This window comes from Acidobacteriota bacterium, assembly GCA_018268895.1.
Taxonomy (GTDB): Bacteria; Acidobacteriota; Terriglobia; order Terriglobales; family Acidobacteriaceae; genus Edaphobacter.
In genome coordinates this window covers 543,917-569,506 of the sequence record JAFDVP010000012.1, presented here as the reverse complement: position 1 = coordinate 569,506, position 25,590 = coordinate 543,917, and the positions used below count along the sequence as shown (strand labels likewise).

17 protein-coding genes and 1 pseudogene are annotated in these 25,590 nt (G+C 59.7%); 7 read left to right on the top strand and 11 right to left on the bottom strand.

Annotated features, from left to right (window positions below; all coding sequences use genetic code 11):
• Positions 1-164: 164 nt before the first annotated feature.
• Together JSS95_15875 and JSS95_15870 are read left to right on the top strand one after the other, a co-directional pair.
• Positions 165-3,563, top strand: a complete 3,399-nt coding sequence (locus JSS95_15875; GenBank protein MBS1801290.1) for a TonB-dependent receptor — start codon at positions 165-167, stop codon at positions 3,561-3,563.
• A gap of 172 nt (positions 3,564-3,735) precedes the next feature.
• Positions 3,736-5,076, top strand: a complete 1,341-nt coding sequence (locus JSS95_15870; protein ID MBS1801289.1) for a Gfo/Idh/MocA family oxidoreductase — start codon at positions 3,736-3,738, stop codon at positions 5,074-5,076.
• A 68-nt stretch (positions 5,077-5,144) separates the two neighbouring features.
• On the opposite strand, the gene JSS95_15865 is transcribed toward JSS95_15870, so the two are convergent.
• Positions 5,145-6,035 carry a sugar phosphate isomerase/epimerase gene (locus JSS95_15865; GenBank protein ID MBS1801288.1) on the bottom strand — a complete coding sequence of 297 codons (891 nt, stop codon included), beginning with the start codon at positions 6,033-6,035 and terminating at the stop codon, positions 5,145-5,147.
• Positions 6,036-6,356: 321 nt separating this feature from the next.
• Here JSS95_15865 and JSS95_15860 point away from each other — a divergent pair, with 321 nt between their 5' ends.
• The gene (locus JSS95_15860; GenBank protein ID MBS1801287.1) at positions 6,357-9,188 is read left to right on the top strand and encodes a DUF1800 domain-containing protein; all 2,832 of its coding nucleotides are present in this window, start codon (positions 6,357-6,359) and stop codon (positions 9,186-9,188) included.
• A 108-nt stretch (positions 9,189-9,296) separates the two neighbouring features.
• Positions 9,297-10,724, top strand: a complete 1,428-nt coding sequence (locus JSS95_15855) for a DUF1501 domain-containing protein (GenBank protein ID MBS1801286.1) — start codon at positions 9,297-9,299, stop codon at positions 10,722-10,724.
• 93 nt (positions 10,725-10,817) lie between these two features.
• On the opposite strand, the gene JSS95_15850 is transcribed toward JSS95_15855, so the two are convergent.
• From JSS95_15850 to allB, 10 genes and pseudogenes are all read right to left on the bottom strand, one after another.
• Complete coding sequence (locus tag JSS95_15850) at positions 10,818-12,056, bottom strand: M20 family metallo-hydrolase (GenBank protein ID MBS1801285.1); 1,239 nt, start codon at positions 12,054-12,056, stop codon at positions 10,818-10,820.
• 4 nt (positions 12,057-12,060) lie between these two features.
• On the bottom strand, positions 12,061-12,801 hold the full coding sequence (locus JSS95_15845) for a (S)-ureidoglycine aminohydrolase (protein MBS1801284.1): 741 nt from the start codon (positions 12,799-12,801) through the stop codon (positions 12,061-12,063).
• Positions 12,801-14,030: an allantoate amidohydrolase gene (locus JSS95_15840; protein ID MBS1801283.1), complete on the bottom strand. Its 1,230-nt coding sequence runs from the start codon at positions 14,028-14,030 to the stop codon at positions 12,801-12,803. The genes JSS95_15845 and JSS95_15840 overlap by 1 nt, the downstream gene beginning before the upstream one ends.
• A 22-nt stretch (positions 14,031-14,052) precedes the next feature.
• Positions 14,053-14,901, bottom strand: a complete 849-nt coding sequence (pucL, locus tag JSS95_15835) for a urate oxidase (GenBank protein MBS1801282.1) — start codon at positions 14,899-14,901, stop codon at positions 14,053-14,055.
• Positions 14,902-14,905: 4 nt separating this feature from the next.
• Entirely contained in the window at positions 14,906-15,250 is a 345-nt protein-coding gene (uraH, locus tag JSS95_15830; GenBank protein MBS1801281.1) for a hydroxyisourate hydrolase, read from the bottom strand.
• Positions 15,247-15,768: a 2-oxo-4-hydroxy-4-carboxy-5-ureidoimidazoline decarboxylase gene (gene uraD / locus JSS95_15825; GenBank protein MBS1801280.1), complete on the bottom strand. Its 522-nt coding sequence runs from the start codon at positions 15,766-15,768 to the stop codon at positions 15,247-15,249. The genes uraH and uraD overlap by 4 nt, the downstream gene beginning before the upstream one ends.
• A 12-nt stretch (positions 15,769-15,780) precedes the next feature.
• Positions 15,781-16,635: pseudogene (locus JSS95_15820) on the bottom strand (FAD binding domain-containing protein).
• Complete coding sequence (locus JSS95_15815; GenBank protein ID MBS1801279.1) at positions 16,632-17,147, bottom strand: (2Fe-2S)-binding protein; 516 nt, start codon at positions 17,145-17,147, stop codon at positions 16,632-16,634. The pseudogene JSS95_15820 and the gene JSS95_15815 overlap by 4 nt, the downstream one beginning before the upstream one ends.
• Positions 17,147-19,297, bottom strand: a complete 2,151-nt coding sequence (locus tag JSS95_15810; GenBank protein MBS1801278.1) for a xanthine dehydrogenase family protein — start codon at positions 19,295-19,297, stop codon at positions 17,147-17,149. The genes JSS95_15815 and JSS95_15810 overlap by 1 nt, the downstream gene beginning before the upstream one ends.
• A gap of 362 nt (positions 19,298-19,659) precedes the next feature.
• Entirely contained in the window at positions 19,660-20,991 is a 1,332-nt protein-coding gene (gene allB / locus JSS95_15805; GenBank protein ID MBS1801277.1) for an allantoinase AllB, read from the bottom strand.
• A 186-nt stretch (positions 20,992-21,177) separates the two neighbouring features.
• Between allB and JSS95_15800 the strand changes: the two genes are divergently transcribed.
• The 3 genes from JSS95_15800 (at position 21,178) to preA (ending at position 25,516) form a co-directional block, all read left to right on the top strand.
• Positions 21,178-22,416 carry a Zn-dependent hydrolase gene (locus JSS95_15800; protein MBS1801276.1) on the top strand — a complete coding sequence of 413 codons (1,239 nt, stop codon included), beginning with the start codon at positions 21,178-21,180 and terminating at the stop codon, positions 22,414-22,416.
• Positions 22,417-22,631: 215 nt separating this feature from the next.
• Positions 22,632-23,984, top strand: coding sequence for an NAD(P)-dependent oxidoreductase (locus JSS95_15795; protein ID MBS1801275.1), 1,353 nt, complete (start codon positions 22,632-22,634; stop codon positions 23,982-23,984).
• 116 nt (positions 23,985-24,100) lie between these two features.
• Positions 24,101-25,516 carry an NAD-dependent dihydropyrimidine dehydrogenase subunit PreA gene (preA, locus tag JSS95_15790; protein ID MBS1801274.1) on the top strand — a complete coding sequence of 472 codons (1,416 nt, stop codon included), beginning with the start codon at positions 24,101-24,103 and terminating at the stop codon, positions 25,514-25,516.
• Positions 25,517-25,590: the final 74 nt, after the last annotated feature.

Below are 25,590 nucleotides of genomic sequence, written 5' to 3'. Positions count from 1 at the left end.
ATCGTCGTGCCTGGCTTCGTTAATGATGCATCTTCTTTTGCGAAGTTCTGTCGGTCTGCGCAATCGAGTTCGCGCACCTTGATTGTTTAGCTCGGAGAGATTGTTCTACACAGCGCAACTCTTACGAGACATTTGTTCATTCATGAAACTAATGGGAGGTTGTTATGCAATATAGATTCTGGAAGGTGGCGGGTCTGTTCATGCTCGCGGTTTTTCTGTTGTTCTCGGGGGTGAAGACGAATGCTCAGAGCAGCTTCGGCCAGATCGCCGGTGTCATCGACGATCCTACGGGCGCGGCCATCCCTGACGCCGCGGTGACCATTACCAACATCAGCACCCAGGCGAAGCGCACTGTCTCCTCCGATGGCAATGGAAATTTCATCGCCACCAATCTGCCCATTGGCACCTATTCCATCGCGGTCGCCAAGACCGGCTTCCGTACCGCGCAGCAGTCCGGTGTGACCATCACGGCCGACGCCAAGGTCACCTCGAACTTCGTTCTCCCCCTCGGTCAGGCGACTGAGGTCGTCGAAGTCCAGGGCGGAGCGATTGAGACCGTCAACACCACATCGGGCGAGCTTGCCCGCGTCATTGACTCCAAGCAGGTCGAAAACCTCGCGCTCAACGGCCGCAACTACACCCAGCTCCTCACGCTCGTCCCCGGCGCCGTCGTGACCAACCCCGACATCTTCTCCGTGACCACATCGTTGGCGGCGACCAATCAGACGATCAACGGAAACCGCAGCGATACGAACAACCTTACGGTTGATGGCGCCTTCAACATGGTGGCCGGATCCAACGGATCGCTGATGAATAACGTGGGCGCCGACTTTATCGGCGAGGTCAAGATCGACACCTCGAACGCCTCGGCGGAGTACGGTCGTAGCTCCGGCCCAAGCTTCAACATCGTCACCAAGAGCGGTACGAACTCCTTCCACGGCGGCGCGTTCGAGTACCTTCGCAACAACTACCTCGACGCCACCAACTACATCGCCCGCAAGAAGACGCAGCTCATCTACAACGACTTCGGCTTCTATGTCGGCGGCCCCGTCATCAAGGACAAGCTCTTCTTCTTCGTTGGCGAGGAGTGGAAGCGGCTTCGTCAGCAAGCCGTTGCGAGCACGTTCACCGTGCCGACTACGGCCATGCTGAATGGCGACTTCTCCGCATTGCTCTCCGGTTCCAGCCCGACGCAGCTGTACTATCCCGGAACCTCCACGCCGATCCCCAACAACAACATTGCGTCGCTGATGACCACTGATGGCAAGGCGATTGCGAAGGTCTATCAGACCATCTCCGCGGCAGGCCTGAGCTTCCGCGATGGCGGCATTCCTACCAACAACCTTACCCTTGCCCCATCCAATCCTCTGAACTTCCATCAGGACCTGGTTCGATTCGACTACATCCTCAACCAGAAGCACTCGGTCTATGGGCGCTGGATCCACGATCAGAACACCCTTATTGATCCATACGGAACGTTCTCCAACAGCGGCATCTTGAACACGACGCCGACAACACGTAACCGTCCTGGCCAAAGCTACCTCGTCGCGTGGACCTGGGCCATCCGCTCCAACCTCATCAACCAGGCGCAGGCGAATACAAGCTGGGCCGCTCAGCGTATCCCGCCCTACGGCAACAACTGGAAACGAGAGACCTACGGCTTCACGTATAACAAGCTTTATCCCGGCGTTGGCCCTTACCCCAACGGAATTCCCATTGTGAACATTACGAACTTCGCCGGCTTCCAGGGACCGAACTTTGCCCTGCTGTCGCCGTCAACCGACATTCAGGTTGCCGACAACATGACGTGGATCAAAGGCAACCACAATATCAAATTCGGCGCTGCCTATATCCGCGACCGCGTCGATCAGAACGGGCGCTCCAACTACACGGGAACGGCTACATTCAACGTTGTGCCGACGTCGAGCCTCTGCAAGAACGCGACATCGAACACCACCTGCTACTCGCTGGCTGATGCGTTCCTGGGCAACTTCCAGAGCTACTCCGAAGCAAGCGCCGACCCGATGGGCCACTTCCGCTTCAATCAGATCGAAGGCTTCGTCCAGGACAACTGGAAGGTCACCCGCCGCCTCAGTCTCGATCTGGGGCTGCGGTACCAGTGGATTCAGCCCATGTATCTACAGGGCAACAACGCTTCGAACTTCGACAAATCGATCTACAACTCTGCGAACGCCGTCACGGTTACGACCGCCGGGCGCATTGTTCCAGGATCTGGCAATCCCTATAACGGCCTGGTCCGGGCCGGTGGCGGAGTTCCATCGGATCAGCAGATTCGCGTTCCGAACGTAAACACCGCGTTGTTCCCACTCATTCCCGCAGGAGCGCCTCGCGGCTTCTACAAGATGAGCGGATCTGTGGGCCCGCGTTTCGGGTTTGCTTACGCTGCCGACGACAAGACCTCCATTCGCGGCGGTATCGGGCTCTTCTTCTATCGCGCTCAAGGCAACCTGATCTTCTCGCAGCTCAACCTTGCGCCGTTCCTGCAGAATACCCAGTTCGACACGGGTAACCTTGCAACCGTAGGCTCACTCGCTGCCAACAACACCGGTCTGCAGGCGGCAATCAGCGCGATCGATCCGCTCAATAAGAACCCCTACACCTGGCAGTACAGCTTTGGTCTTCAGCGTCAGGTCACACGAACGGTCTTGCTTGAAATGAACTACGTCGGCAGCGTCTCGCATCATCAGTTGCGCCAGCCGAATGTCAACTTCGCCGACCTCAATGCTGTGGTGGCGAATGCAAACAGCTCGACCCCCTATTCTTCGACTGCGATCTTCAGTCCTTACAAGGGATTCGCGGCCATCAACTCCAACCGTTTCGACTCCAACTACAACTACAACGCTTTGCAGGTCTTCGCCTCGAAGCGCGCAGGGTTCGTCACCTCCACTTTGGCCTACACCTGGTCGAAGGCGCTCGGCGATTCCAACGGCAATAACCAGACGCTGGAGAACTGGAGCAGCAACGGCTACAACTATGGGTACCTCGTCAACGACCGCCGCCACGCCTTCGTGGCCAGTTTTGTTATTCAGGCTCCCGAGTTCAAGGGGCAGAATCTGCTTGTGCGCGAAGCGATTGGCGGATGGCAGGTCAGCGGTGTCGCTCGTCTTCAGAGCGGTGCTTACTACAATGTGCAGGTCAACTCGCTTGTGAACCTCGGGAGTGTGCGTCCTGACTATGTTCAGGGTGCACGTATCTACAACCCGCACGCAGGTACCTGTGGCTATCTGAATAACGGTAGCGGCACCGGCTGCAATGACTCAACCAAGCCATTTGTCGCGGTTCCCAAGACGCAGGCGCGGTTCGGCAATGCTCCCTATGGCGCCATCCTGGGGCCCGGTCTCGCGCAGACGGATGCAACGCTGTCGAAGTTCTTCCCCGTTACCGAGAGAGTCAGGGTGAAGGTCCAGGCAGATGCGTTCAATATCCTCAACCGAACCAACTTCAATGGCCTCAACCTTACGGCCAGCAACAGCAACTTCGGGACGATCTCATCGGCCTTCCCTCCCCGGCAGCTTCAGCTGGGCGTGAAGGTCCTGTTCTAGCCAATGAGGGACAATGCAGCAACACGAGGGGGCCGATCCGGCCCTCTCGTTGTATCTATCGGATGTAAGATGGCACGTACATTTTGAATTTCAGATTTCACCATTGCGAACTCGGCTTTCACGCGACATCACGACAAATAACAAGGCTCTCAAGCAAGGAGAATAAAATTTCATGAGCAATCTCAGCAGGCGGCGCTTCATCCAGGCATCTTCGGCTGCCGCCGCATTTTCAGGAACTCTCAGCGCGCTCGCAGCGCAGCAGAGCGGGGCGAGAACTCTCGGGCCCAACGACCAGATCAACATCGCCCTCATCGGTGCAGGTATCCGCGGTCAGAGCATTACGACGACCGCGCTCCAGGTGCCCAACGTCAAGCTCCTTGCCGTCGCCGACTGCTACGACGGCCGCCTCACCCATGCCAAGGAGCTATGGGGCGCCAACGTCGCCACCACTCGCGACTACAAGGAGATTCTTGCGCGTCCCGACATCGACGCCGTTATCGTTGGAACTCCGGACCACTGGCACATGCAGGCCGCCTGCGATGCCATGAATGCAGGCAAGGACGTCTACTGCGAAAAGCCGATGATTCACACCTACGATGACGGCCCCAAGTTCATCGCTACAGCAAAGAAGACCAATCGCATTCTTCAGGTTGGCAGTCAGCGCGTCAGCTCCATCCTTTATGCCAAAGCGAAGGAATTGCTCGCCTCAGGGGCAATCGGGAAACTCAACATGGTCTCAGCGCACTGGGACCGCAGCACGGCGCAGGGAGCATGGGACTACACCGTCCCCCCCGACGCCAATACGACCACCTGCGACTGGCCTCGCTTTCTCGGCTCCGCGCCAAAGATTCCCTGGAATGGCGAGCGCTTCTTCCAGTGGCGCAAGTGGAGCGACTATGGCTCAGGCGTGGCTGGCGACCTCTTCGTCCACCTCTTCAGCGGCACGCACTTCATCACCGGATCAACCGGCCCCACCCGCGCCATGGCTACCGGAGGCCTGCGTTACTGGAAAGACGGCCGCAACGCTCCCGACGTCCTGCTGGCGCTCTTCGACTATCCGCAGGAGTTCAACCTCAGTCTGAGGGTCAACTTCGTTGCGGGCGCCGACGACAATGAAGGTTTCCTCTTCACCGGCTCCGACGGACTCATCGAGATCGCTGGGAATTCCGTCATCCTTACTCGCAAGCCGATGACCAAGGATCCTGGCTACAACGTAGCCACCTTCGCCAACGCCATGCAAAAGGAGGCGCTGGCCGACTACCGCAAGAAGTATCCCAGCACAACGCAGACCGCGGGGGTCTCTCCTTACATCGAGCGGTTCGATGCGCCAAAGGGGTACAACGACACCTACGACCATTTCGTCAATTTCTTCAACTCCGTGCGCACACGTCGCCAGCCTGTCGAGGACGCCACCTTCGGCTTCCGTGCCGCAGGCGCGGCCCTGCTGGCCAACCTAAGCATGGAGAAGGGAAAGGTTGTCGAGTGGAATCCGGAGGCGATGAAGGTCGTCTAACCTGGTTTGCTCATCCAAAACAGAACGGCCATATCCCACAAGGGATATGGCCGTTCTGTTTTCTGCTCCTATACCTTCAAGGCCTTCAGATAGTCTGCATCCACCTTCAGGGATTCCTTCCAGGGAATATCGAACGCTTCCTGCTCGACAAACGCGTGCATAATCTTCTGGTTCTTTGCTGCCTGGGCAAAGATCGGTTTGTAGTCGATCGAGCCACGTCCCAGCTCCGTTACCTTCGCTTCTTCGTGGTTCGCGTAGGAGATATTCGCCGGAAGCTTGAAGTCCTTCACATGGAACATCGAGAACCGATGCGGATACTTCTTCATCAGCGCGACGGGGTCCACGCCGGCAACCCTCGCCCATCCGCAGTCCAGCTCAAACGTCACTTTGTCGGGCTCGCAGATGCGCAACAGTTCTTCATAGGGCACCTTGCCGTCCACAGGCGCAAACTCGACATAGTGATTGTGATAGCCGAACTTGATGCCTGCGGCCTTCAGCTTCTCGCCAGACTTGTTGAACTCCTCCGCGTTGTACTGCCAGTCGTCGATCGACGGGGGGCCGGGCCTCGTTCCGGGGGCGGGAGGATTCCTGCGTCCTGGGCCGGGGCAGATGATGAAGCCCACGCCAATCGTCTTCTCGAATTCGATGGTTGCATCAAGGTTCTTCGTCACGTCGGCAAACGAGCGGTGCGAACTCACACACTTCAACCCGGCCTTGTCGAGCGAGGCGCGAATCTCCGCGGCAGGCTTCTTCGGCAGAGACGCCGACTCGACCTCGAGGAAGCCTGCGGCACGGACCGCGGCCAGGGTGCCATCGAAGTCTTCCGCCATCTGCTGCCGAACGCTGTAGAGCTGTATTCCGGGAGGAAGTCCCAAAGGCAGGCCGTATGAGATTCGTGTCGTAAAGCTCGCGGCCACTGCTGCGGCGCCGCCCAGAAAACTCCTGCGTGAGACTTCCATGTAACTCCTCCTGATCAGGTGCAGTAAAACGTTTTATTTTACGAAGAAAGTCTACTGCACCTCCTACATGCTTTGTCTACAGACCGTGTCATTTGATTCGCGGAGCAGTCAGGCAGTTGATCCGTCATTCTGAGCGAAGCGAAGAATCTCAGCATGTTGTCTCGTGTAAACGTTGTCCTGGCGCCCTACAACTTTCGAGTAGCAGTGAGTCCCCTCTGAAGCCATTAATCTCAACTCTGGATCCTCTGTATCTCTTTACTGCCGCCTGATCAATCAATGCACCGCCGGAGTCGACGTTGCATGTACGAATGCGGGGCGTTCATGCCACAAAGGAAACACTGTCTACTTTCCGCGGCGCTCAGTGCGCTCTCCGTCTGTCTGCTCGGCGTAATCGCAGGATGCGGCACTGGCGTCAACCCGGATCTTGCCGCCTCGATCTCGGCAGGCCAGAACACGCTTCGCGCGGGCGATACCGCCCAGATCAGCCGGCTGCCCGCCAATGTCACGGGGACTGCACTGGTCTACTCCGTCAATGGGGTACAGGGAGGGAATGCCAGGTTCGGTACTGTCGACGGCAATGGTCTGTATACGGCCCCCGCCATCGTACCCAGTCCAGGCAATGTCGTTACGGTTACCAGCGTCGCCACAAAATTTCCTAACGGCAAGCCTGGTTCTGTCGCATTCACCATTCTCAATCCCATTCCTGTAGTAGCCTCTGTCACGCCGTCGACCTTTCCTGAAGGAACCGCAACGGTCACCATCACCGGCTCGCGCTTTGTCTATGGAGCGCAGATCTTCTGGAATGGCGCACCGATCTCCACGACATACGTCTCTGCCACCCAGTTGGCGGCTTCCATATCGGCTCCGCTTCCCGGCAACTACTCCCTCTACGTGCGTAACCCGGAGCCGGGCGCGGCGAATTCGGCTGTCATCCCCATCACCGTCACGCCGGGCAAGGTCATGCTCAAGGTTGTTACGAGCGATGGCACCAGCGTCAGGGTCAACAACAGTCTCCGGATTGGACTGACTGTTACCGGCACCCTCAACACGGGCATGGTCTGGCAGGTCAATGGAATCAACGGCGGCAATACGCAGTTGGGAACGGTTGTGGCCAATCGGGATGGCAGCGCCACCTACACCGCGCCTGCTGTTGTGCCCGCTCCGAATAACGTGGTCATGCTGACTGCGATCAGCGTCGACGATCCCACCGTCTCAATCAGCCAGAACATCGCCGTGATGAATCCCATTCCGATCCTGGCCTCGGCGTCTCCCATGACGTTCAACGTTGGTTCAGCCAGCGTTGTCGTCACTGGCGACCGTTTCATTAATGGAGCTACTGTCTTGATGAACGGCGTTGCCGTGCCCACTACTTTCAATAGCGGCACACAGCTTACGGCCACGCTCACGCTTACCGATCCCGGGAACCTCGATCTCCAGGTGCTCAATCCAGCGCCTGGCCCGGCAACGTCTGCGAACCTCATCGCCCAGGTCTCTGGCAATCCTCCCGTTCCGCTTATTACTCCAGAGGATGCCTCGCGGTTTCTCGCGCAGTCCACCTTTGGCGCGACCGATGGCGACATACGGCACCTCTCGAAGATCGGCTATGCCGACTGGTTCGCGGAGCAGTTCAATCAACCGCTGGTTCCTCACAAGCCCTACGTGGAGCAGCAACTCATCGTCAACAATCCTCCCTGTGCCGCTGGCGATCTCAAGTGCAACGCAGCCTTGTTCGTGCAGAACAATCTCAATGAGGGCTACGTTCAGCAATCCTTCTGGCAACAGGCCATCGCAGGCAACGACCAGCTTCGCCAGCGGGTGGTCTACGCGCTGACCCAGATCATGGTGATCTCCAGCACCAATCCAGCCGTTGGCAACATGCCGCGAGGTATGGCGAACTACTACGACGTGCTTGGGGGCGATGCCTTCGGCAACTTCCGCCAGCTTATTGAAGACGTCACCCTAAGCCCGATGATGGGCAAGTTCCTCTCGCACCTCGGCAACGACAAAGGCGATGCCAACCGCGATCCCGATGAGAACTACGCCCGCGAAGTCATGCAGCTCTTTACCATCGGCCTCTATCAGCTCAACGCCGATGGTACGCGGAAGCTTGATCCCACGGGACAGCCCATTCCCACCTATAACAACAACGACGTCATGGGCATGGCCAAGGTACTGACGGGCTTCAGTTGGAACATCCCTGGCGATAAGAGCGAAAATGCGTGGTCCAACTGCTGCGCCTATGTCGGCACTGGCTTCGGCGAGGACATTCTGCCCATGCAGAGCTTCCCCAACCACCACTCCATTGCAGAGAAGGATTTTCTCGGCGTAACCATCCCCGCCTCGGCCAATCCCGATCCTGAGGGAGATCTCAAGATCGCACTGGACACGCTCTTCAATCATCCGAATCTTCCGCCATTCTTCGCCAAACAGATGATCCAGCACATGGTCACCAGCAACCCCAGCTCTGCCTATGTCGGCAGAGTGGCTGCTGTATTCCAAAACAACGGCTTTGGCGTGCGCGGAGACATGAAGGCGGTCATCACGGCGATTCTTATGGACCCGGAGGCGCGCGACTCCGCAACCGTTGCAACCGATGCGCAGTACGGCAAAGTCCGCGAGGCGCTCATTCGCTACACCGAGTGGGCGCGCGCCTTCACCGCGCAGTCGCGCAACGGCTCCTACAACCTGGGGAGCACCGAAGACCCGATCTATGGCCTCGGCGAGATGTCGCTCCGTTCGCCCAGCGTCTTCAACTGGTTCTCCCCCGGCTACACGCCTCCCGCCACCAGTATTGAAAAGGCCGGGCTGCTCGCGCCTGAGATGCAGATGACCGACGTCTCCACAGTAGTCGGCTACCTCAACTACATGCAGAACGCTATCGGCGCCGGCGCGGCAGGAGGTCCCGATGTCTTCTCCAGCTACTCGACGGAGATCGGTCTCGCTGCAACGCCTGACCAGCTTGTGGATCGCATCAATCTACTGCTTATGGCTGGCCGCATGGACAACACCCTGCGCAGCCAGATCATCTCCGCGGTCAATGCGATCGCCATACCTTCCTCTGGAACCGATGCAATTAACGCTGCACTATCAAACCGCGTGAAGACCGCGATATATCTCACCATGGCCGCGCCCTCCTATAGCGCGCAATTCTAACGGAGCAAGAAAAATGCCCGTCATTCTGAACGAAGTGAAGAATCTCTGTAGTTCGTCTTTGCTCTCCCCCGCCGAACGCGAAGATACGAAGAACCAGGAAGGTGCACAATGAGCAGCTCCAACCCAACCCGCAGGCAATTTCTTCGCAATGCCGCAATGGCTTCGATGGCCGGCATGTCCGTCAGCCCATTTCTCATCGAGATGAACTCTGTAGCGGCCCTGGCCCAGCAGAACAATGCCTCCGGCTACAAGGCGCTTGTGTGCATCTTCCTCTCGGGAGGCAATGACGGACACGGCACTGTCATCGCAACGGACTCCGGCTCGTTCAATGCGTTCACTCAGGCACGTTCCGGAGCGCCCGGTCTCGCCTACAGCATGGGCGATCTGTTGCCCATTACCCTCAAAACGCCGCAGAGCGGGCGCAGCTTCGCCCTCAATCCTAACCTCGGTGGTATCCAGAATTTATTCAATTCGGGGCGCGCAGCCGTTGTTGCCAACACCGGAACGCTGATCGCCCCTGTCAGCAAGGCGCAGATACAGAACAATTCCGTTCCGCTGCCTGCGTCGCTCTACTCGCACTTCGATCAAACGGCCGCATGGCAGGGCATCGTTGCCAACAGCGGCAGTGGAGTGCACACCGGCTGGGGCGGAGCTATGGCCGACATCATCGCCAGCATGAACTCCAACTCTGCGTTTACCTGCATCTCCACGGCCGGCGTCGCTCTCTTTCTCTCGGGCCAGGCCTCGTACCAACTTAACGTCACGTCTGCGGGACCAATTCCAATCGGCGGCCTTGCGAATCCTCTCTTTGGCAGCCAGGCCGGCAGCAGCGCGCTCTCTTCCATCCTCTCCGCCGACGAGAACAACCTCTTCGCAAAGGAGTATGAGGTTGTCGTGCAGCGCTCCATTGCGGCCCAGGCCCTGCTTGCAAGTTCCATGCTACCTGCGGGACCGACCGGCGTCGCAAATCCGCCGCAGTATCTCGATCCGGTGACCGGCAAGCTCACCAACAACTCGCTGGCAACATCGCTGCAAACCGTCGCACGCATCATCGGCGGCAGAAGCTCTCTCGGCGTCAGCGGCCAGATATTCTTCGTGCAGTTCGGAGGCTTCGATACTCACGACAACCAGGCGCCGCAACATGCAAAACTTCTCACGCAGCTTGGGTCTGCTCTTGAGTACTTCGATGCCGTGATGACGACCATGGGCATGGGCGATAGCGTCACCGCCTTCACCGCCTCCGACTTCGGCCGTACCCTTACTGCAAACAGCGATGGCACCGACCATGGATGGGGGAGCCATCACATCGTCACTGGAGGAGCAGTCCAGGGCGGCGACATGTACGGAACCTACCCTGTCATCGGCTCCAACCAGGCTAACGATATGGGAGCAGGCCGCCTCATCCCGACTACTTCTGTCGAACAATATGCAGGAACGCTCGCGCGCTGGATGGGTCTCTCCGACGGTCAGGTCAAGACTGTCTTTCCGAACTTCATCAACTTCGGCACCAGCCCATATCTCGGCCTCATGGGCTAACGCTGTTTCCTTTGGGTGTAGCCGGGTGCCCCCATATCTGGCGGTTTCATCGCCAGATGTGGGTTCATTCGAGCGAAGCTCGAACCGCTCTGCTCAGAGAGACAGCTTCGCCAGCGTATGTGCCAGCACCCGCGCACCATTCGCAATATCCTCCGGCTTCGCATACTCGTCCGGCCGATGACTCACACCATCGCGGCACGGAATGAAGATCATCGCCATGGGAGCGATTCGCGCCATGAACAACGAATCGTGATAGGCCCGGCTCACCATCTTCTTCCATCGCAGGCCGAGTTCATCTGCCGATTGCGAGATGGCATCGATAATTGCTTGCGATGACTCTGCTGGAGCATCAGCATTGACAACTTCAATCTGCACCGACACGCCGCGCTGTGCCGCTACGTCCGCGCAGGCCTCCCTGATCTGAGCGAGTACGCGGTCCCGTCGCGCTTCGTCTGTGTCGCGAACGTCCACCTCCATCTGCACTCTGCTCGGCACGCTGTTTACCGCGCCTGGATGAATCAGACACTTGCCCACCGTCCCGCAGGTGTCAATCGCTCCTGTGCTTTTTGCACTGTGCTCCACCGCCAGCACAATCTCCGCAGCCGCGCAGAAAGCATCTTTGCGGTAAGGCATCAGAAGAGCGCCCGCATGACCGCCCTCGCCTTCAATCGTGATGCGAAGCCCCGAAGGCGCGGCGATATTCGTGACAATCCCGATGGGTATTCCCTCGCGCTCCAGCAAAGGGCCTTGTTCAATATGCAGTTCGACGAAGCCTGCGTAATGGTCTTTGGGTAAACGAACGCTCTCGATTGTGCCCTTATATCCCGCGGCGTCGCGAAGCTCATTCAACGTCGCTCCATCAGGGTCCTTCAGTCGCTCGCCCGTGCTGCTGTCCAGCGTCCCTGCGAGCAAGCGGCTGCCAAAGCATCCAATGCCAAAGCGCGTAGGCTCTTCGGCAGTAAACAACAGCAGCTCGATCGACCGGCGCGGTGCCAGCCCGCTCTCTTTCAGCGCACGAATTGCTTCAAGGCCACCCAGCACTCCCACCGTGCCGTCATACGCGCCTGCATGAGGAATCGCATCGATATGCGATCCCGTTCCAATCGCCGCCAGTCCTGGCTCCGAACCCTCCCACCGCACGAATACGTTTCCAATAGCGTCGACACGAACGGGCAGTCCTGCTTCATCGCACAATCCGCGAAACCACTCTCGCGCACGATGGTCAGCATCGCTGTACACAATGCGCGTAATCGCCGGCGGATCAAGCTCTGAGATAGCCGCAAGCGCTTCAAGCTCGGAGGTCAGCCTCTTCTCATTGATTGCGATCTGCATCGCACTACACCTCGCCCAATGGGTGCCGATTCGAATCCTTGTAGATCAGATACTTCGCACGAGTCTTCCCGATCGCGCCAAACCATTGCGGGCAGTAAGGGGACATCCAGATAAAATCGCCCGCCGTCACCGGATACCATGAGTCGGCGAGCCGGTAGATGCCGCCGCCCTCCAGCATCAACAGCCCATGCTCCATCACATGAATCTCAACCATCGATAGCGCCGCACCAGGTTCGTAGCTCATCAGGTTTACGGCGAAGTCGTATTCTATGCTGTCCGGCAGCAGGGTCTGTACCTGCAAGTCCGCATCGTCCATCAGCGCAGTCGAAACAACGCTGGCCGCATCTCCAAAGATCGGAGCGCCACAGGCAACGCCGGTCAGCGCAGCATATTTCTTCTCGATCACCACAGCTCTGCTCTTCTCCGTGGCTGTAATCGTATGGCTGGCGCCTTGCGGAATATAGGCGTAGCCGTTTTGTGCAAGCGCGCGCGATCCGCCATTTCCCTCGATCTTCAAGGCGCCCTCAAGCACATACACAAACCGCTGCCCAGGCGTTGGCCCAAGAACGCCCGCGCTTTCAAGCTCCGCGGTATATTCGGTAAACGCTGCGCCAAGCTGCGGAGCTACGTGGACGATTGCACTCGCTCCCCTCATGCCCGGCAGGGTTGTGCGAATGAAGGTGTCAGGCGTTTGCAGCAGGTGCGTCCGGTGATAACTGCTCCGTGTCACTCCGAGGTTGTGCATCAATCTCTCACCGCCGTCTCATCGAATTTCTGTAAAAAATTTAACCCAGCAGCCAGCGCATATGCGACATCCTCCTGCCGCACCGCTTCATCGGGATGATGACTCAACCCGCCGGGGCTGCGCAAGAAGATCATCGCCGACGGAACCCGCTCCGCGATCACCATCGCATCGTGCCCCGCGCCGCTCGTCATCCTGAACGGAACGACGCCCGCGTCGATAACGGCATCCTCGGCGATCTTCGTCAGGCGCATATCCATTGCAACGGCCGACTGCTCCATCAGCACTTGCCATTCGGCTGAGAGGCCGCGTTCGCGCACAATTCTATCTGCCGCCGCAATAAGGCTGCGCACTGCATCTGCGCGCGCAGCATCGTCGGCATGTCGCACGTCGAGGCTGGCCTTGACCTCTCCTGCAATCACGTTGCCCGCTCCGGGAAGAACCCCAACGCGGCCCACCGTTGCCACCAGACCCTTCGTGTCAAGCGCGTGGCGTTCCACCTCGCCAATCCACTGTGCCGCAGCCGCAACGGCATCGCGTCTCAAGCGCATCGGTGTCGTTCCAGCATGGTTCGCTGCACCGGCAAAGCGCATCTCCCCGCGCGTCTGCCCAGCAATGGCTTCGACGATGCCAAGCGGAAGCCCCTCGCTCTCGAGCACAGGGCCCTGTTCGATATGAAGTTCAAGGTAAGCCTTCGTTCGTTCATCCAGCGCTGCCGATGAGATTGCGCCAGCGCTCAGCCCAAAGTCCACTATCGCCTGCCGTACAGAGACCCCCGCTGCATCTGCCTTCGAGAGCAATTGATCGTCAACGCGCCCCACAAGCGCACGGCTTCCGATAAAAGGAGTGCCGAACCGCACGCCCTCTTCCTCCGAGAAGCCAACGAGTTCAATCGCATGCGAGAGCCTTTTGCCGCCAAGCGCCTCGACCAGCTCAAGACCAAGCATCACCCCCAGAACTCCATCGAAGGCGCCCGCATTCGGAACTGTATCCAGATGCGATCCGATAAGTAGGCGAGCGGTCCTCGGCTGTGCACCGGCGTATAGACCATGAAGATTTCCTGCGCCATCAATACGAACCTCAAACCCTGCGGCTTCCATCCATGACGTCACGGTCTTCATGCACCGGCGTGCCGCAGGCGAAAGAAATGTCCGCGTCGTCTCGCCCGCGACGTCGGTGATGCGCGCAAGCTCGCGGCATCGCTCCATCACACGCGCTGCGTGAGAGGTCATCTCATGCGAGGGCTCTTTCAGCTCAGTTCTCCCGCCGTACCGTTGCCTCGATGTATCCATAGGGCTCCTCGATCGGCACAAAGATCTCGTTGGGGTTTGTCTTGCCGAACTTCGCGAGGTCAACCAAAATACAGTGCTTGTTGGGCATCGTCAGCTCGATCTCCTTCATCGCCGGAACCTGCTCCAGAGCCGCCTTTCCCATCGCATACAGGGTGTGTTGCACCGACCTGCTGTCATGCGCCGCAAATGCCTTCAGCAGTGCATTGCGAACTGTGTCGCGTGTCTCGGCAAATGCCAGATCGCTGACTGCATATGTCCAACGCGCTCGAACCGCCGTTCCAAACAATCTGTCCGCCGTCTCCGGCAGTGTTGTATGCACATCGTGAATGAACCCTTCAAACCCTGAATTGGCTGTCTTGATAATCACAAGGTTTTCAATTCCCGATGCTACCGTCAGCGTGCCATCCTTCTGTCGAGTGACCTCCGAGGTTTCCACCTCGCCGCCACTCTTGATAAACGCGGAAGGTGCGGCAACATCATCGATCGTGATATGTCCCCACAGCACGTTTGTAATCGATACGCTCGCCGAATCAATCTGCGGATTGGTCTTCACGATGTAGTCTGTTAACTCCAGCGCAAAATCTTCAATCGTGCCCGCGTTCGTGTCCCGTGCCAGCGAATACACGGTGTTCTTCATCGAATCCGTCGCCATAATGCGCGAGTTGTCGCCGTCTTCAAAGCATTCGGTAAAGTCGCCAGTAAGCAACACTTCAACGGTCCATTCCTGGAACTCATGCACCGGACGGTCGCGCTTAACGCGAACCACACGCACCCGGCACTTCCCGTATCTGTTCTCCCCCAACTTGATCATCCGGTTACGTTCCTCGATAAGTTGTGTAGCCATTGGCCGTCAACAGCAGCGGTATGTGCAGGTGCGTGTCTGTCGCCTGAACGGTAAACGTGATCTCGACAAACGGGTAGAGCCCCTGCAATGCTTGAGCGGCGTAATACGCCCCAGTATCAAACCGAATCCGATATTGTCCCGGTGCCAGTTCAACGCCTTCCGGCATCAGTTGGCGGCAACGGCCATCGCCATCGGTGTGTTGCGCCGACAATGTCTGCCACCCGTCACGTCGATCTGCGTGCAATAGAGAGACGCCCACGCCGGTGGCTGGTTTGCCCGAGGCCGTGTCAAGAATATGGGTCGATATTCCGCTCAAACTCCCTCCTGCATCAGCCACTTCTTCAAACGCAGCTGAAGAATCTTCTCCTGCTCGTCTGCCGATTCCTTCAGCTCCGTCTCGTCGTCATTAGCAAGACGTCGATTGAGAGTTGCCAGTATCTCTGCCGGCTGCTTTCCCGTCGCGCACACAATAAAGATCCTGCCAAAGCGTTCCTCATAGCGTCTGTTGCCGTCGGCAATCGCGCGTTTGACCTCGTCCACCGCGCTCTGCACGTTATGTTGTTCGCCTGCTGACCATGCCGCCGAAGTGGCTGTTGTTGCGTTCGCGGCGTGACGCTCGCCTATGCGCGGATGGCTGTTAAATGCTTCCATCCAGTCGTCGACGCCAAGCCCGCGCCAGACCTCGCTCGCGCGGAGAAACAGTTGTTGCGCGTCTCCATATGGCCGTGCGGCGGCCATCGAGCGTGCCCATGCGCTCGATCCGCAGCATGAAAGCAATTCAGACGCGGCATCGGCATCGCTCAGTGAATTCCATCGCTCCAGTACGGTATTCACTGTCTTCGCGAACAATCCTCGCAGGAACTCTTCCAGCAGGTTTCCCGCCACGGCAACGCGATACTGTCGCGTTGAGCGGATGTCGTCGATTGGTGCCACCTCTGTTTGTAGTGCAGCTCGCGCTGCGCGAAGCGTCTCTTCGCTCCACGTACTTCCGTTCAGCACAGCCTCCGTCTTGCGCAGGCGCAGGGGAACGGGAGCCATGCTGCCAAACGCAATTCTGATCTCCTCAATCCGCCTATCCGAAACCTTCGCCAACGCCGCCATGCACAGCTTTGAGATTGCCTGCGCATTGCGTGGCCCAACCTTGCGAGCGCAGCTTGTATAGCTCTTGTATCGTCGCGGCAAAATAATGCTGCGAACCAGTTCGTCAGGCAACAGGCGCATCTGCTTATAGCCCGTGTGGAAATCGACATAGGGTACGCGCCGTTCGCCACGCGTTGAGACCAGAACCAGCTCCGCTTCATACACCAGCAAGGCGGGCAGGGAATCGGCCGCCGGTGAAGCATTCACAATGTTCCCGCCAAGCGTGCCGCGGTTCTGATTCGCAATGCTCCCCGTCCACGACGCGGCAGTGCTCAGCATCGGAAACTCGCTGTTGACGCAGGCATTCCGTCGCAGGTCGGCATAGGTGCACCCGGCCCCAACGTGCAGTTCATCGCTTCGCTCCGTAATCGTCCTCAGCTCCGCCAGTCCGCCAATATCCACCAGCCGGCGCGCAGCCAGCTTCCCCGCGCCGAACTGCACCATCACCTCCGTGCCGCCCGCCACCGGAGTCCAACTTCCTGGCTCCTCTGCCATCAGCGCCAGCACGCGGTCCAGCGATCGCGGCGATACCAGCTCATAGCTCGACGGCAGCGATCTCATTCAGCTTTCTCCGGCGCCGCAGCCAAAATCTTCAGATCATCCGAACTCATCGCCTGCGCCGCGCTCTTTACCGCTTCGAATATCCGCGTGTAGCCAGTGCAGCGGCAGAGGTTTCCATTCAGCCCCTCGCGAATCTCCTCCATCGTCGGCTTTGGTTTCGACCGCAGAAGGTGGACTGTCGCAACAATCATCCCCGGCGTGCAGATACCGCACTGCGCTCCGCCGCACTCCAGAAACGCCTTCTGTACCGGATGCAGCGTCTCTGCCGCAAGCCCTTCGATCGTGCGCACGTCTGCTCCCTCTGCCTGAAGCACCGGCACAAGACAGCTATTTACCAACTCGCCGTTCAGCATCACCGAGCACGACCCGCACTCGCCTTCGCCGCAGCCTTCTTTCGTCCCTGTCAGTCCCAGCTCATTGCGCAACACATCCAGAAGGCGCTCCATCGGATATGCTGGCACAGCGCGCTCCGTGCCGTTGACCGTGAAGCGAATCTCTGTACGCGCGGACATTACGCTGTGACCTCGTCAGAAACATTTGCACCAACGCCCATCACAACGAAGACATCCTCAGGCATCAGCGGTATCGAGCAAAACTCTTCACCAGTGGCGGCCACAACAGCATTAACGATCGCCGGAGCCGGTCCATCCATCGGAAGCTCACCAATGCCTTTCGCGCCATAGGGTCCGTACTGATAAGGAACCTCTTCGAAGTAAACCCGTATCGGCGGAAGGTCCTGCGAGGTCGGCATAATATAGTTCGTCATCTGATTGTTCTGCATTCGCCCTTGGTTCCACAGCACTTTTTCGTACAGCGCATAGCCGATCGCCTGCGCTACGCCGCCTTCAATCTGTCCCGCCGCAAGCACCGGATGCAGCACTCTGCCGACCTCCTGCAGCGCAATGAAGTCATCGACCGTAACGCTGTACGTTGCCGTATCAACGGTCACCTCGGCGACATATACAGCCCATCCAAACGCTGGATACGCCTCGCCCATATACTTCGTGTCGTCCCAGTACACGTCTGGCGGGGCCTGATACCTGCTGTACGCCTTCAACTCGCCAAACTTCCGCACGTACTCTGCGCAAGCGCGACGAAACGCATCGCGTCCTGCATCCGTGCTCAGAAGACTCGCCGCCACCAGCTTTTCCCTCAGGTCTATTGCTGCTCTCTGCACCAGCTTGCCGATAATCATCGCCGTCCGAGAGGCAACAGTCGGGCCGCTGTTTGGAACGATGCGCGTATCCGCAGGGGCCATACCAACGTCCTCGTACTCCAGTCCCAGCGCCTCCGCGGCAATCTGGCACAGGATCGTATTCGTACCCTGTCCAAACTCTGTGCTCGAAACCAGCACGCGCACGTCGCCGTTTGCATCGGCATCCACTCCAACCAACGCATTCAGATAGCGTTCGCCCGATCCTGTGAATCCCGCACCGTGAAAGAAGGCGGCAATGCCCATCCCCTTCTTCTTCGCGTTGCCGCGGTTCTGCTTTGCAAAGCGAGCCATCTTCGCGTGATAGTCACTCAGCTCAAGCGCGCGATCCAGCAGATGTTGCAAATCGATCGGTTCGCGGATCTCCTGTTGCGTCGCCGTCGTCTGTCCTGGTTTCAGCAAGTTCTTTCTGCGAAACTCATCCGGCGGCATTCCAATCGTTCGGGCCACAACATCCATATGCCGCTCAAGCGCAAACAGGCTCTGCGGCGCGCCGAAGCCGCGGAACGCTCCATGCGGAGGAGTGTTCGTCGCCACGGCCTTCGCCTTCACGCGAATGCTTGGCCAGTAGTAAGGCCCCGCTGCATGAATCGTGCCGCGCGAAAGAACAACCGGCGACAGCGTTACATAGGCGCCGCCGTCGATGACAAATTCAATCTCCCCGCCAAGCAGCTTGCCGTCTTTGTCTATCGCCGTTCTGTGCCGTGTGCGCGAAGGGTGGCGCTTCGTCGTCGCAGCCATGTCCTCCATGCGATCGTAGATAATCTTCACCGGCCGTCCGGACTTCTTTGCCAGCAGCATAGCATGTCCAGCGATGATCGACGGATAATCCTCTTTGCCGCCAAACGCTCCGCCCGTCTCCGTCTGAATCACGCGGACCTTGTCCTCCGGCAATCCAGTCAGCGCCATCAGAGCCTTGTGAACATAAAACGGGCACTGCATCGATCCCCACACCGTCACGCCATCGGCATCGTCTACCTGCGCGATGACACCGTTGTTCTCGATGTAGAGCTGTTCCTGCGCGCCGGTTGTGTACTCGCCCTCCACAATCCAGGCTGCGTCCCCCCACACTTCATCGACGTTGCCTTTGTCGATCGTGTATGTCTTGAATGTGTTGTCCGTGCCCCAGACAATCTCTTTGCCGCTCTCGCTCTCTTCAATCGAGTGAATCGAAGGCTGCTCCTCATACTCGATTCGCACAGCAGCTACAGCAAGTGGGAGCAGATGTCGGTCAGCGTGGGCCAATAGCAGCACCGGTTCTTCAGGATGGTTGATCTGTTCGCTTGCAAGCAGTGGCTGGTCTTCCGCAATCAGCGAGACGACGTTCTTTCCCGGAACATCCTCTGCCGTAACAATGACAAATTCGTCCCAGTTGATCCCTGCGCCAAAGTGAATGCCGGTGATCTTTCCGCGGGCGATCGTGCTTCGAACAGTTGCTCCGAACAGCATTCCATCGAGCTGGATGTCATCGACATACTTCGCCGTTCCGGTGACCTTGGCTGCACCTTCTTTCCTCGGAACCGCTACTCCTACGACGCGCTCGTTCAAACGATCCTTTCACGAACAGGCATTCCATCGATTCACGGAATCCAAATAGCATACAAACAGCCGGCGACGAGGGCCACCGGAATCGAAACCCATCCAAATTCCCATCACATACACCTGTCGTCGCGCACACATCCATCGCCTATACCCAGTCGTCATTCTGAGCCGCAGGCGAAGAATCCCTGTAGTTTTCCAGCCTCGCCACGACCCCTCGGGTGCCCCATCCTTCGCGAAGCGAAGGATGGGATGAAGGACACCAAGCCCACTCACACAACCTCCCTTCCCATCGGATCCCCTCCAGCCACAACCTCATTCCCGCGCAGATAGGTCCCCCTCACCACGCCATACAACTCCGCGCCCACATAAGGCGAAACCGGATGCCTGTACAAAAGCCGCGAAGCCGTCACGCGAAAGCTGGCTTCCGGATCGAACACCACGAAGTCCGCGTCCTTCCCCGGAGCAATCAGTCCCTTACGCCGCTCCAACCCAGCCAGTCGTGCCGAGGCCGTCGACATCCACTCGGTCAGCTTCCTAAGCGGCAGCCCGCGCTCCCGCATCCCCGTCCATACAACCGACGCAGCAACGGAAAGACTCGCAACGCCGCCCCACGCCTTGCTGAAATCGCCCTCCTCCACGCGCTTCATCTCTGGCGGACAAGGCGAATGATCGGTCGCAATCAGGTCAATCGTCCCGCGCTCCAGCGCTCGCCACAATCCCTCGCGGTTCGCCCTCGTGCGTATCGGCGGAGCGCACTTCTTCAGCGTCTCACCGCGGCCAATCTCCTCCGCTGCAAAGTGCAGATAGTGCGGGCACGTCTCCACCGTGATCGGAAGACCTTCTGCCCTCGCTTCTTCCAACTCATTGAGAGCCAGCATCGTCGCCAGGTGGACGACATGCACGCGAAACCTGTATTGACGGCAGAGCCGTATCAACAGCCGGATCGCCTCCAGCTCGGCCACGTCCGGCCGCGAGTGCAGATACGTCGCATACTCATGCCAGTCCGCATCCTTAAGCTCAGCGGCAGCCGCATCAATCGGGCCCTGCACCTCTGCATGGACCAGCAGAGGAAGCCCCGTCCGCGCAAGAACCGGCGCCGCTCGCTCCAGACCTCGCTTGCTAAGCATCGTCAGGCCAGCAATTCCCGGGTCGACCAGAAAGCTCTTGTACCCCTTCACACCGGCCTTCGCCAGCGGCTCAATGTCGTCGCGGTTGTCGTCCGTCACGCCGCCCCACGCCGCCCAGTCCACGCGGCACTTCGCTCGTGCGGCGTTGCGCTTCGCCTTCAGCGCGGCAACCGTCGTCGTCTCCGGCAGGCAGTTCAGCGGCATGTCGACCAGTGTCGTAAACCCGCCCGCCGCCGCCGCGCGCGTCGCCGTCTCGAACCCCTCCCACTCGGTTCGTCCCGGTTCGTTGATATGGACGTGTGAGTCGACAAACCCAGGCATCAGCACAAATTCGCCGAAGTCGCGCACGGTGCCAGACGCGGGCGCGTCCTTCGGTTCGACAACTGCCACGATGCGTCCATCCTCAACCACGGCCGCCCCCGGACGTAGACCCTCCGGCGTCATCACCCTCTGCGATACAAAAACCTGTACCATGCCTGATATTCCGGCCTCCTTAATGAGAAGGTCAAGCGGAACGAACTCCTGGCAGAGTCATCTTCGCGGCAGTTTCGTTAAGGGCACGGCTTTAGCCGTGCCGTGAGACGCAGTAAAGTAGAGGGGCTTTAGCCCCTGAGGACTGTGCCTATCATGGCTCGGCTACTCGAACAATAAGGAGTGTCCATGCCCGTCGACCCAAAACGTGTCATCGCCGATCTTGAAGACCTTCGCGCGCTTACCTCCGACGAGCACGGCGCGCAGCGCGTCGCCTGGAGCCCTACCTGGCTCAAGGCCCAGGCATGGTTCGAGGCAAAGCTCAGATCGCTCCCCGTCGAGCACCACTACGACGCCGCCGGCAACCTCTGGGTCACGCTTCGCGGCGCCTCCAGCCGCGCGCTCCTCCTCGGCGGCCACCTCGACTCCGTGCCCAACGGCGGCTGGCTCGACGGCTGCCTCGGCGTCCTTACCGCTTTCGAGGTCATGCGTGCTATCGCCGAAGACCACAACGGCAAGCCCCCCGTCACCGTCCGCCTCGTCGACTGGGCCGACGAAGAGGGCGCGCGCTTCGGCCGCAGCCTCTTTGGTTCCTCCGCCTTCGCCGGCCATCACTCCATCGCCGCCGACCGCGGCCGCACCGACCGCGACGGCGAGACACTCGAGAGCACCCTCCGCGAATGCGGCTTCGACATCGACCGCATCGGCGACGCCGCCGTCGAGCGCAAAGACGCCGCCGCCTATCTCGAGCTCCACATCGAGCAGGGCCCCGTGCTCGAGCAGCTTCAGCTTCCCCTCGGCGTCGTCCTCGGAACCAAGGGCGTCGAGCGCCACGCCATCACCTTCCATGGGCAGGAGGCCCACTCCGGCTCCACGCCCATGGCCGTCCGTCGCGACGCGCTCGCCGCGGCTGCGAAGCTCGCGCTCGAGATCCGCCCCATCGCGCGCAAGCACCCTGATTCCGTCGCAACCATGGGCAGCGTCAAGACCTTCCCCGGAATCGTCACCGCCGTCGTCGGCCGTTGCGAGGCCACGCTCGACATGCGCGACCTCGACGCCCAAGTGCTCGCCTCCATGTTCGAAGAAGCACAGCAAGCCAGCCAACGCTTCGCCACCGAAGAGCGCTGCACTGTCAAGTGGTCGCGCATCTGGAACATCGAACCCATCCCCTTCCACCCCGAGCTCATCGAGCTCTGCGACCAGTCCATCCGCGAAATCACGGGTACCTCGCACCGCCTCCCCTCCGGCCCCCTGCACGACGCCGCCGAGGTCTCGCGCGCCGGCATCCCCACCGTCATGATGTTCACCCAATCGCTCAACGGCCTCAGCCACAACAAGCTCGAAGACACAAAGAAGGAGCACCTCGAACTCGCCGCCCAGGCCTTCGCCCGTCTCGCCGAAAAGACGATGCGCTGGATCGCAGGTTGAATGATCTGCCCTCGTGTTATTCCCCCCATTTGATTGTCATTCCGAGCGAAGCCGAGGAATCTGCTTTTCGCCTGAAGCGCCACAGATCAAAAGGGAAGCGAGAACGCACGTGCGCCCCCCGGTTCACCCTCATCCGAAATCGCTTCCCATCCGTCTCAAATAATGGATAATGATCTCTCTCGCAGCCAGATCGGCCCGCGAAACAGGGGTTGTCGATGAACGAAGCAAGGCCCTTCGCGCAGCAGACCGAAACCCATCCCGAGATAGCCGCGCGCTTTCCCGATCTGCATCCTCCCTTCGACCGCCAGTCCGCGGTCGTCGAATCCAACCGCTGCCTCTACTGCTTCGACGCGCCCTGCACTGGAGCCTGCCCCACGCACATCGACGTCCCCGCCTTCATCAAAAAAATCGCCAGCGGCAATCTTGCCGGCTCGGCCCGCACCATCCTCGACGCCAACATTCTCGGCGCAAGCTGCTCTCGCGTCTGCCCCGTCAACGTGCTCTGCGAAGGCGCCTGCGTCATGCACCGCTACAACAAGCAGCCCATCCAGATTGCGCGTCTGCAACGCTTCGCAATGGACGCCCTCCACGCAAGCGGAGCGCCGCTGCCGTTTACCCCCGCGCCCGATACCGGAAGGCAGGTGGCGCTCATCGGCTCCGGCCCTGCGTCATTGGCATGCGCCGCCGAGCTTCGCCGCCGCGGCATCCGCGCCACCATCTACGAGGCAGGCTCCTTGCCCGGCGGCCTCAACACCTACGGCGTCGCCGAATACAAACTCCCACTCGCCGAAAGTCTTCGCGAGATCGACATGCTCGCGCAACTCGGCGTCGACTTCCGCTTCAACACGCGCGTCGACGCGGCCATGCTCGCCGAGTTGGAGCGCACGCACGACGCTGTCTTCCTCGGCATCGGCCTCGGCGCAATTCACAAGCTCGGCATCGCGGGCGAGCAGCTTCCGGGCGTCACCAATGCGCTCGACTTCATCGCCGGATACAAGTCCGGAGCCATCCTCTCCGTCCCCGCGCGAGTCGCCGTCGTCGGCGCGGGAAACACGGCAATCGATGCTGCCAACGCATCGGTACGTCTCGGTGCCGCCGAGGTCCACCTCGTCTACCGCCGCGGCGCGGAGAAGATGTCCGCCTTCGACTTTGAATACGCCCACGCGCGCGAGGAGGGAGTGCAGTTTCTCTGGCACGTCCAACCGATCAACATCAAAGGAGCAGGCAAGGTCGAATCGCTCGAACTCGTAAGGCTCGCCGCATCGGAAGAGGACTCGCTCGTCCCTGAGCCAAACTCGGAGTTCTCGCTCTCCATCGACCTCGTCATCCTCGCCATCGGGCAAAGCACGCACACGAACTTTCTGTGCGAACAGGCAAGCGGCCCCGCAAAGATCAAGCTCGACCGCGGCCGCGTCCTCGTCGATCGCGCCACAGGCCAGACCTCGAACCCAAAGTTCTTCTCCGGCGGAGACTGCACCAACGGAGGCCGCGAAGTCGTCGACGCCGTGGCCGACGGCAAGCGCGCGGGAATCGGAATCGCCGCATGGCTGGAGGCCCAACATGCTTAGGATCTATCAACAAATATGTCATCCTGAGCGAAGCGCAGCGAACTCGAAGGACCTGCATTTTGCGGCCACTATCACCTTCTCCTGCAAAAATCCGCAAGTACAGACGGAGGTGAACGATGCCCTCTAAGCCCACACTCGAAACCACCTTCTGCGGCATCAAGAGCCCCAATCCCTTCTGGCTCGCCTCCGCACCGCCTGCCAACTGCGGCGAACAGGTCATGCGCGCCTTCGACGCCGGCTGGGGAGGCGCCGTCTGGAAGACCATCGGCGAGCCCATCACCAACGTCAGCTCGCGCTACTCCTCCATCGACTGGGACGGCCGCCGCATGATGGGCTTCAACAACATCGAGCTCATCTCCGACCGCCCCGTAGAGGTCAACCTCGCCGAGATCGCCGAGGTCAAACGCCGCTATCCCAACCACGCCGTCATCGCCTCCCTCATGGTCGAATCGAAGCGCGAGTCCTGGCACGAGATCGTGCAACGAGCCGAAGGCGCAGGCGCAGACGGCCTCGAGCTCAACTTCGGGTGCCCGCACGGCATGAGCGAGCGCGGCATGGGTTCCGCCGTCGGCCAGGTACCCGAGTACGCCGAGCGCATCACCGGCTGGGTGAAAGAAAAGGCGCGCACGCCCGTCATCGTCAAGCTCACGCCCAACATCACCGACATCCGCGCCGTCGCCCGCGCGGCAAAATGCGCAGGTGCAGACGCGCTCTCGGCGATCAACACCATCAACTCCATCACCGGCATCGACCTCGACACGCTCGAGCCGCGGCCAAACGTCGACGGCCTCAGCTCGCACGGTGGCTACTGCGGCCCCGCCGTCAAGCCCATCGCGCTCAACATGGTCCACCAGGTCATGTCCGATCCCGCGTCCGCGCTTCCGCTCTCCGGCATCGGCGGAGTCGGCTCCTGGCGCGATGCCGTCGAGTTCCTCCTCCTCGGCTGCGGCACCGTGCAGGTCTGCACCGCCGTCATGCACTACGGCTATCGCATCGTCGAAGACATGGCCGACGGCATGTTGCAGTGGATGGCGGAGAAGGGCTACAGCACGATCGAAGACTTCCGCGGCCTCTCCATCCCCAAAGTCCGCGACTGGAAGGACCTCAACCTCAACTTCAAGATCATCGCGCGCATCCACGAAGACCTCTGCATCGGCTGCCAGCTCTGCTACACCGCCTGCTGGGACGGAGCGCACCAGTGCATCCATCTCGACCGCACATCACCCGCGCCCGACACCACCCGCACGCCCGCGCAGGTCACAGCAGAATCCAGCCGTCACATCTCGATGACGCCCATCCCCAAGCTCGACCTCGGTACGGCAGGCTCAAACAACGCCGTCACACCGCTCGAGCGCATCCCGCGCGTCGACGAAGAGCACTGCGTCGGCTGCAACCTCTGCTCGCTCGTCTGCCCGGTCGAAAACTGCATTACCATGGAACGCGTCGACACCGGCCTCGCACCCGAGACCTGGGCCGAGCGGACCGCCGCAGGCCGCGCTCCAGCCGTGGAGGTTATGAACACCAACGGTTGAGGCAACAATCTTCAACCCGTCATTCTGAGCCGAAGGCGAAGAATCTCAGTAGTTCGCTTTTGCTCTTGCAAAAC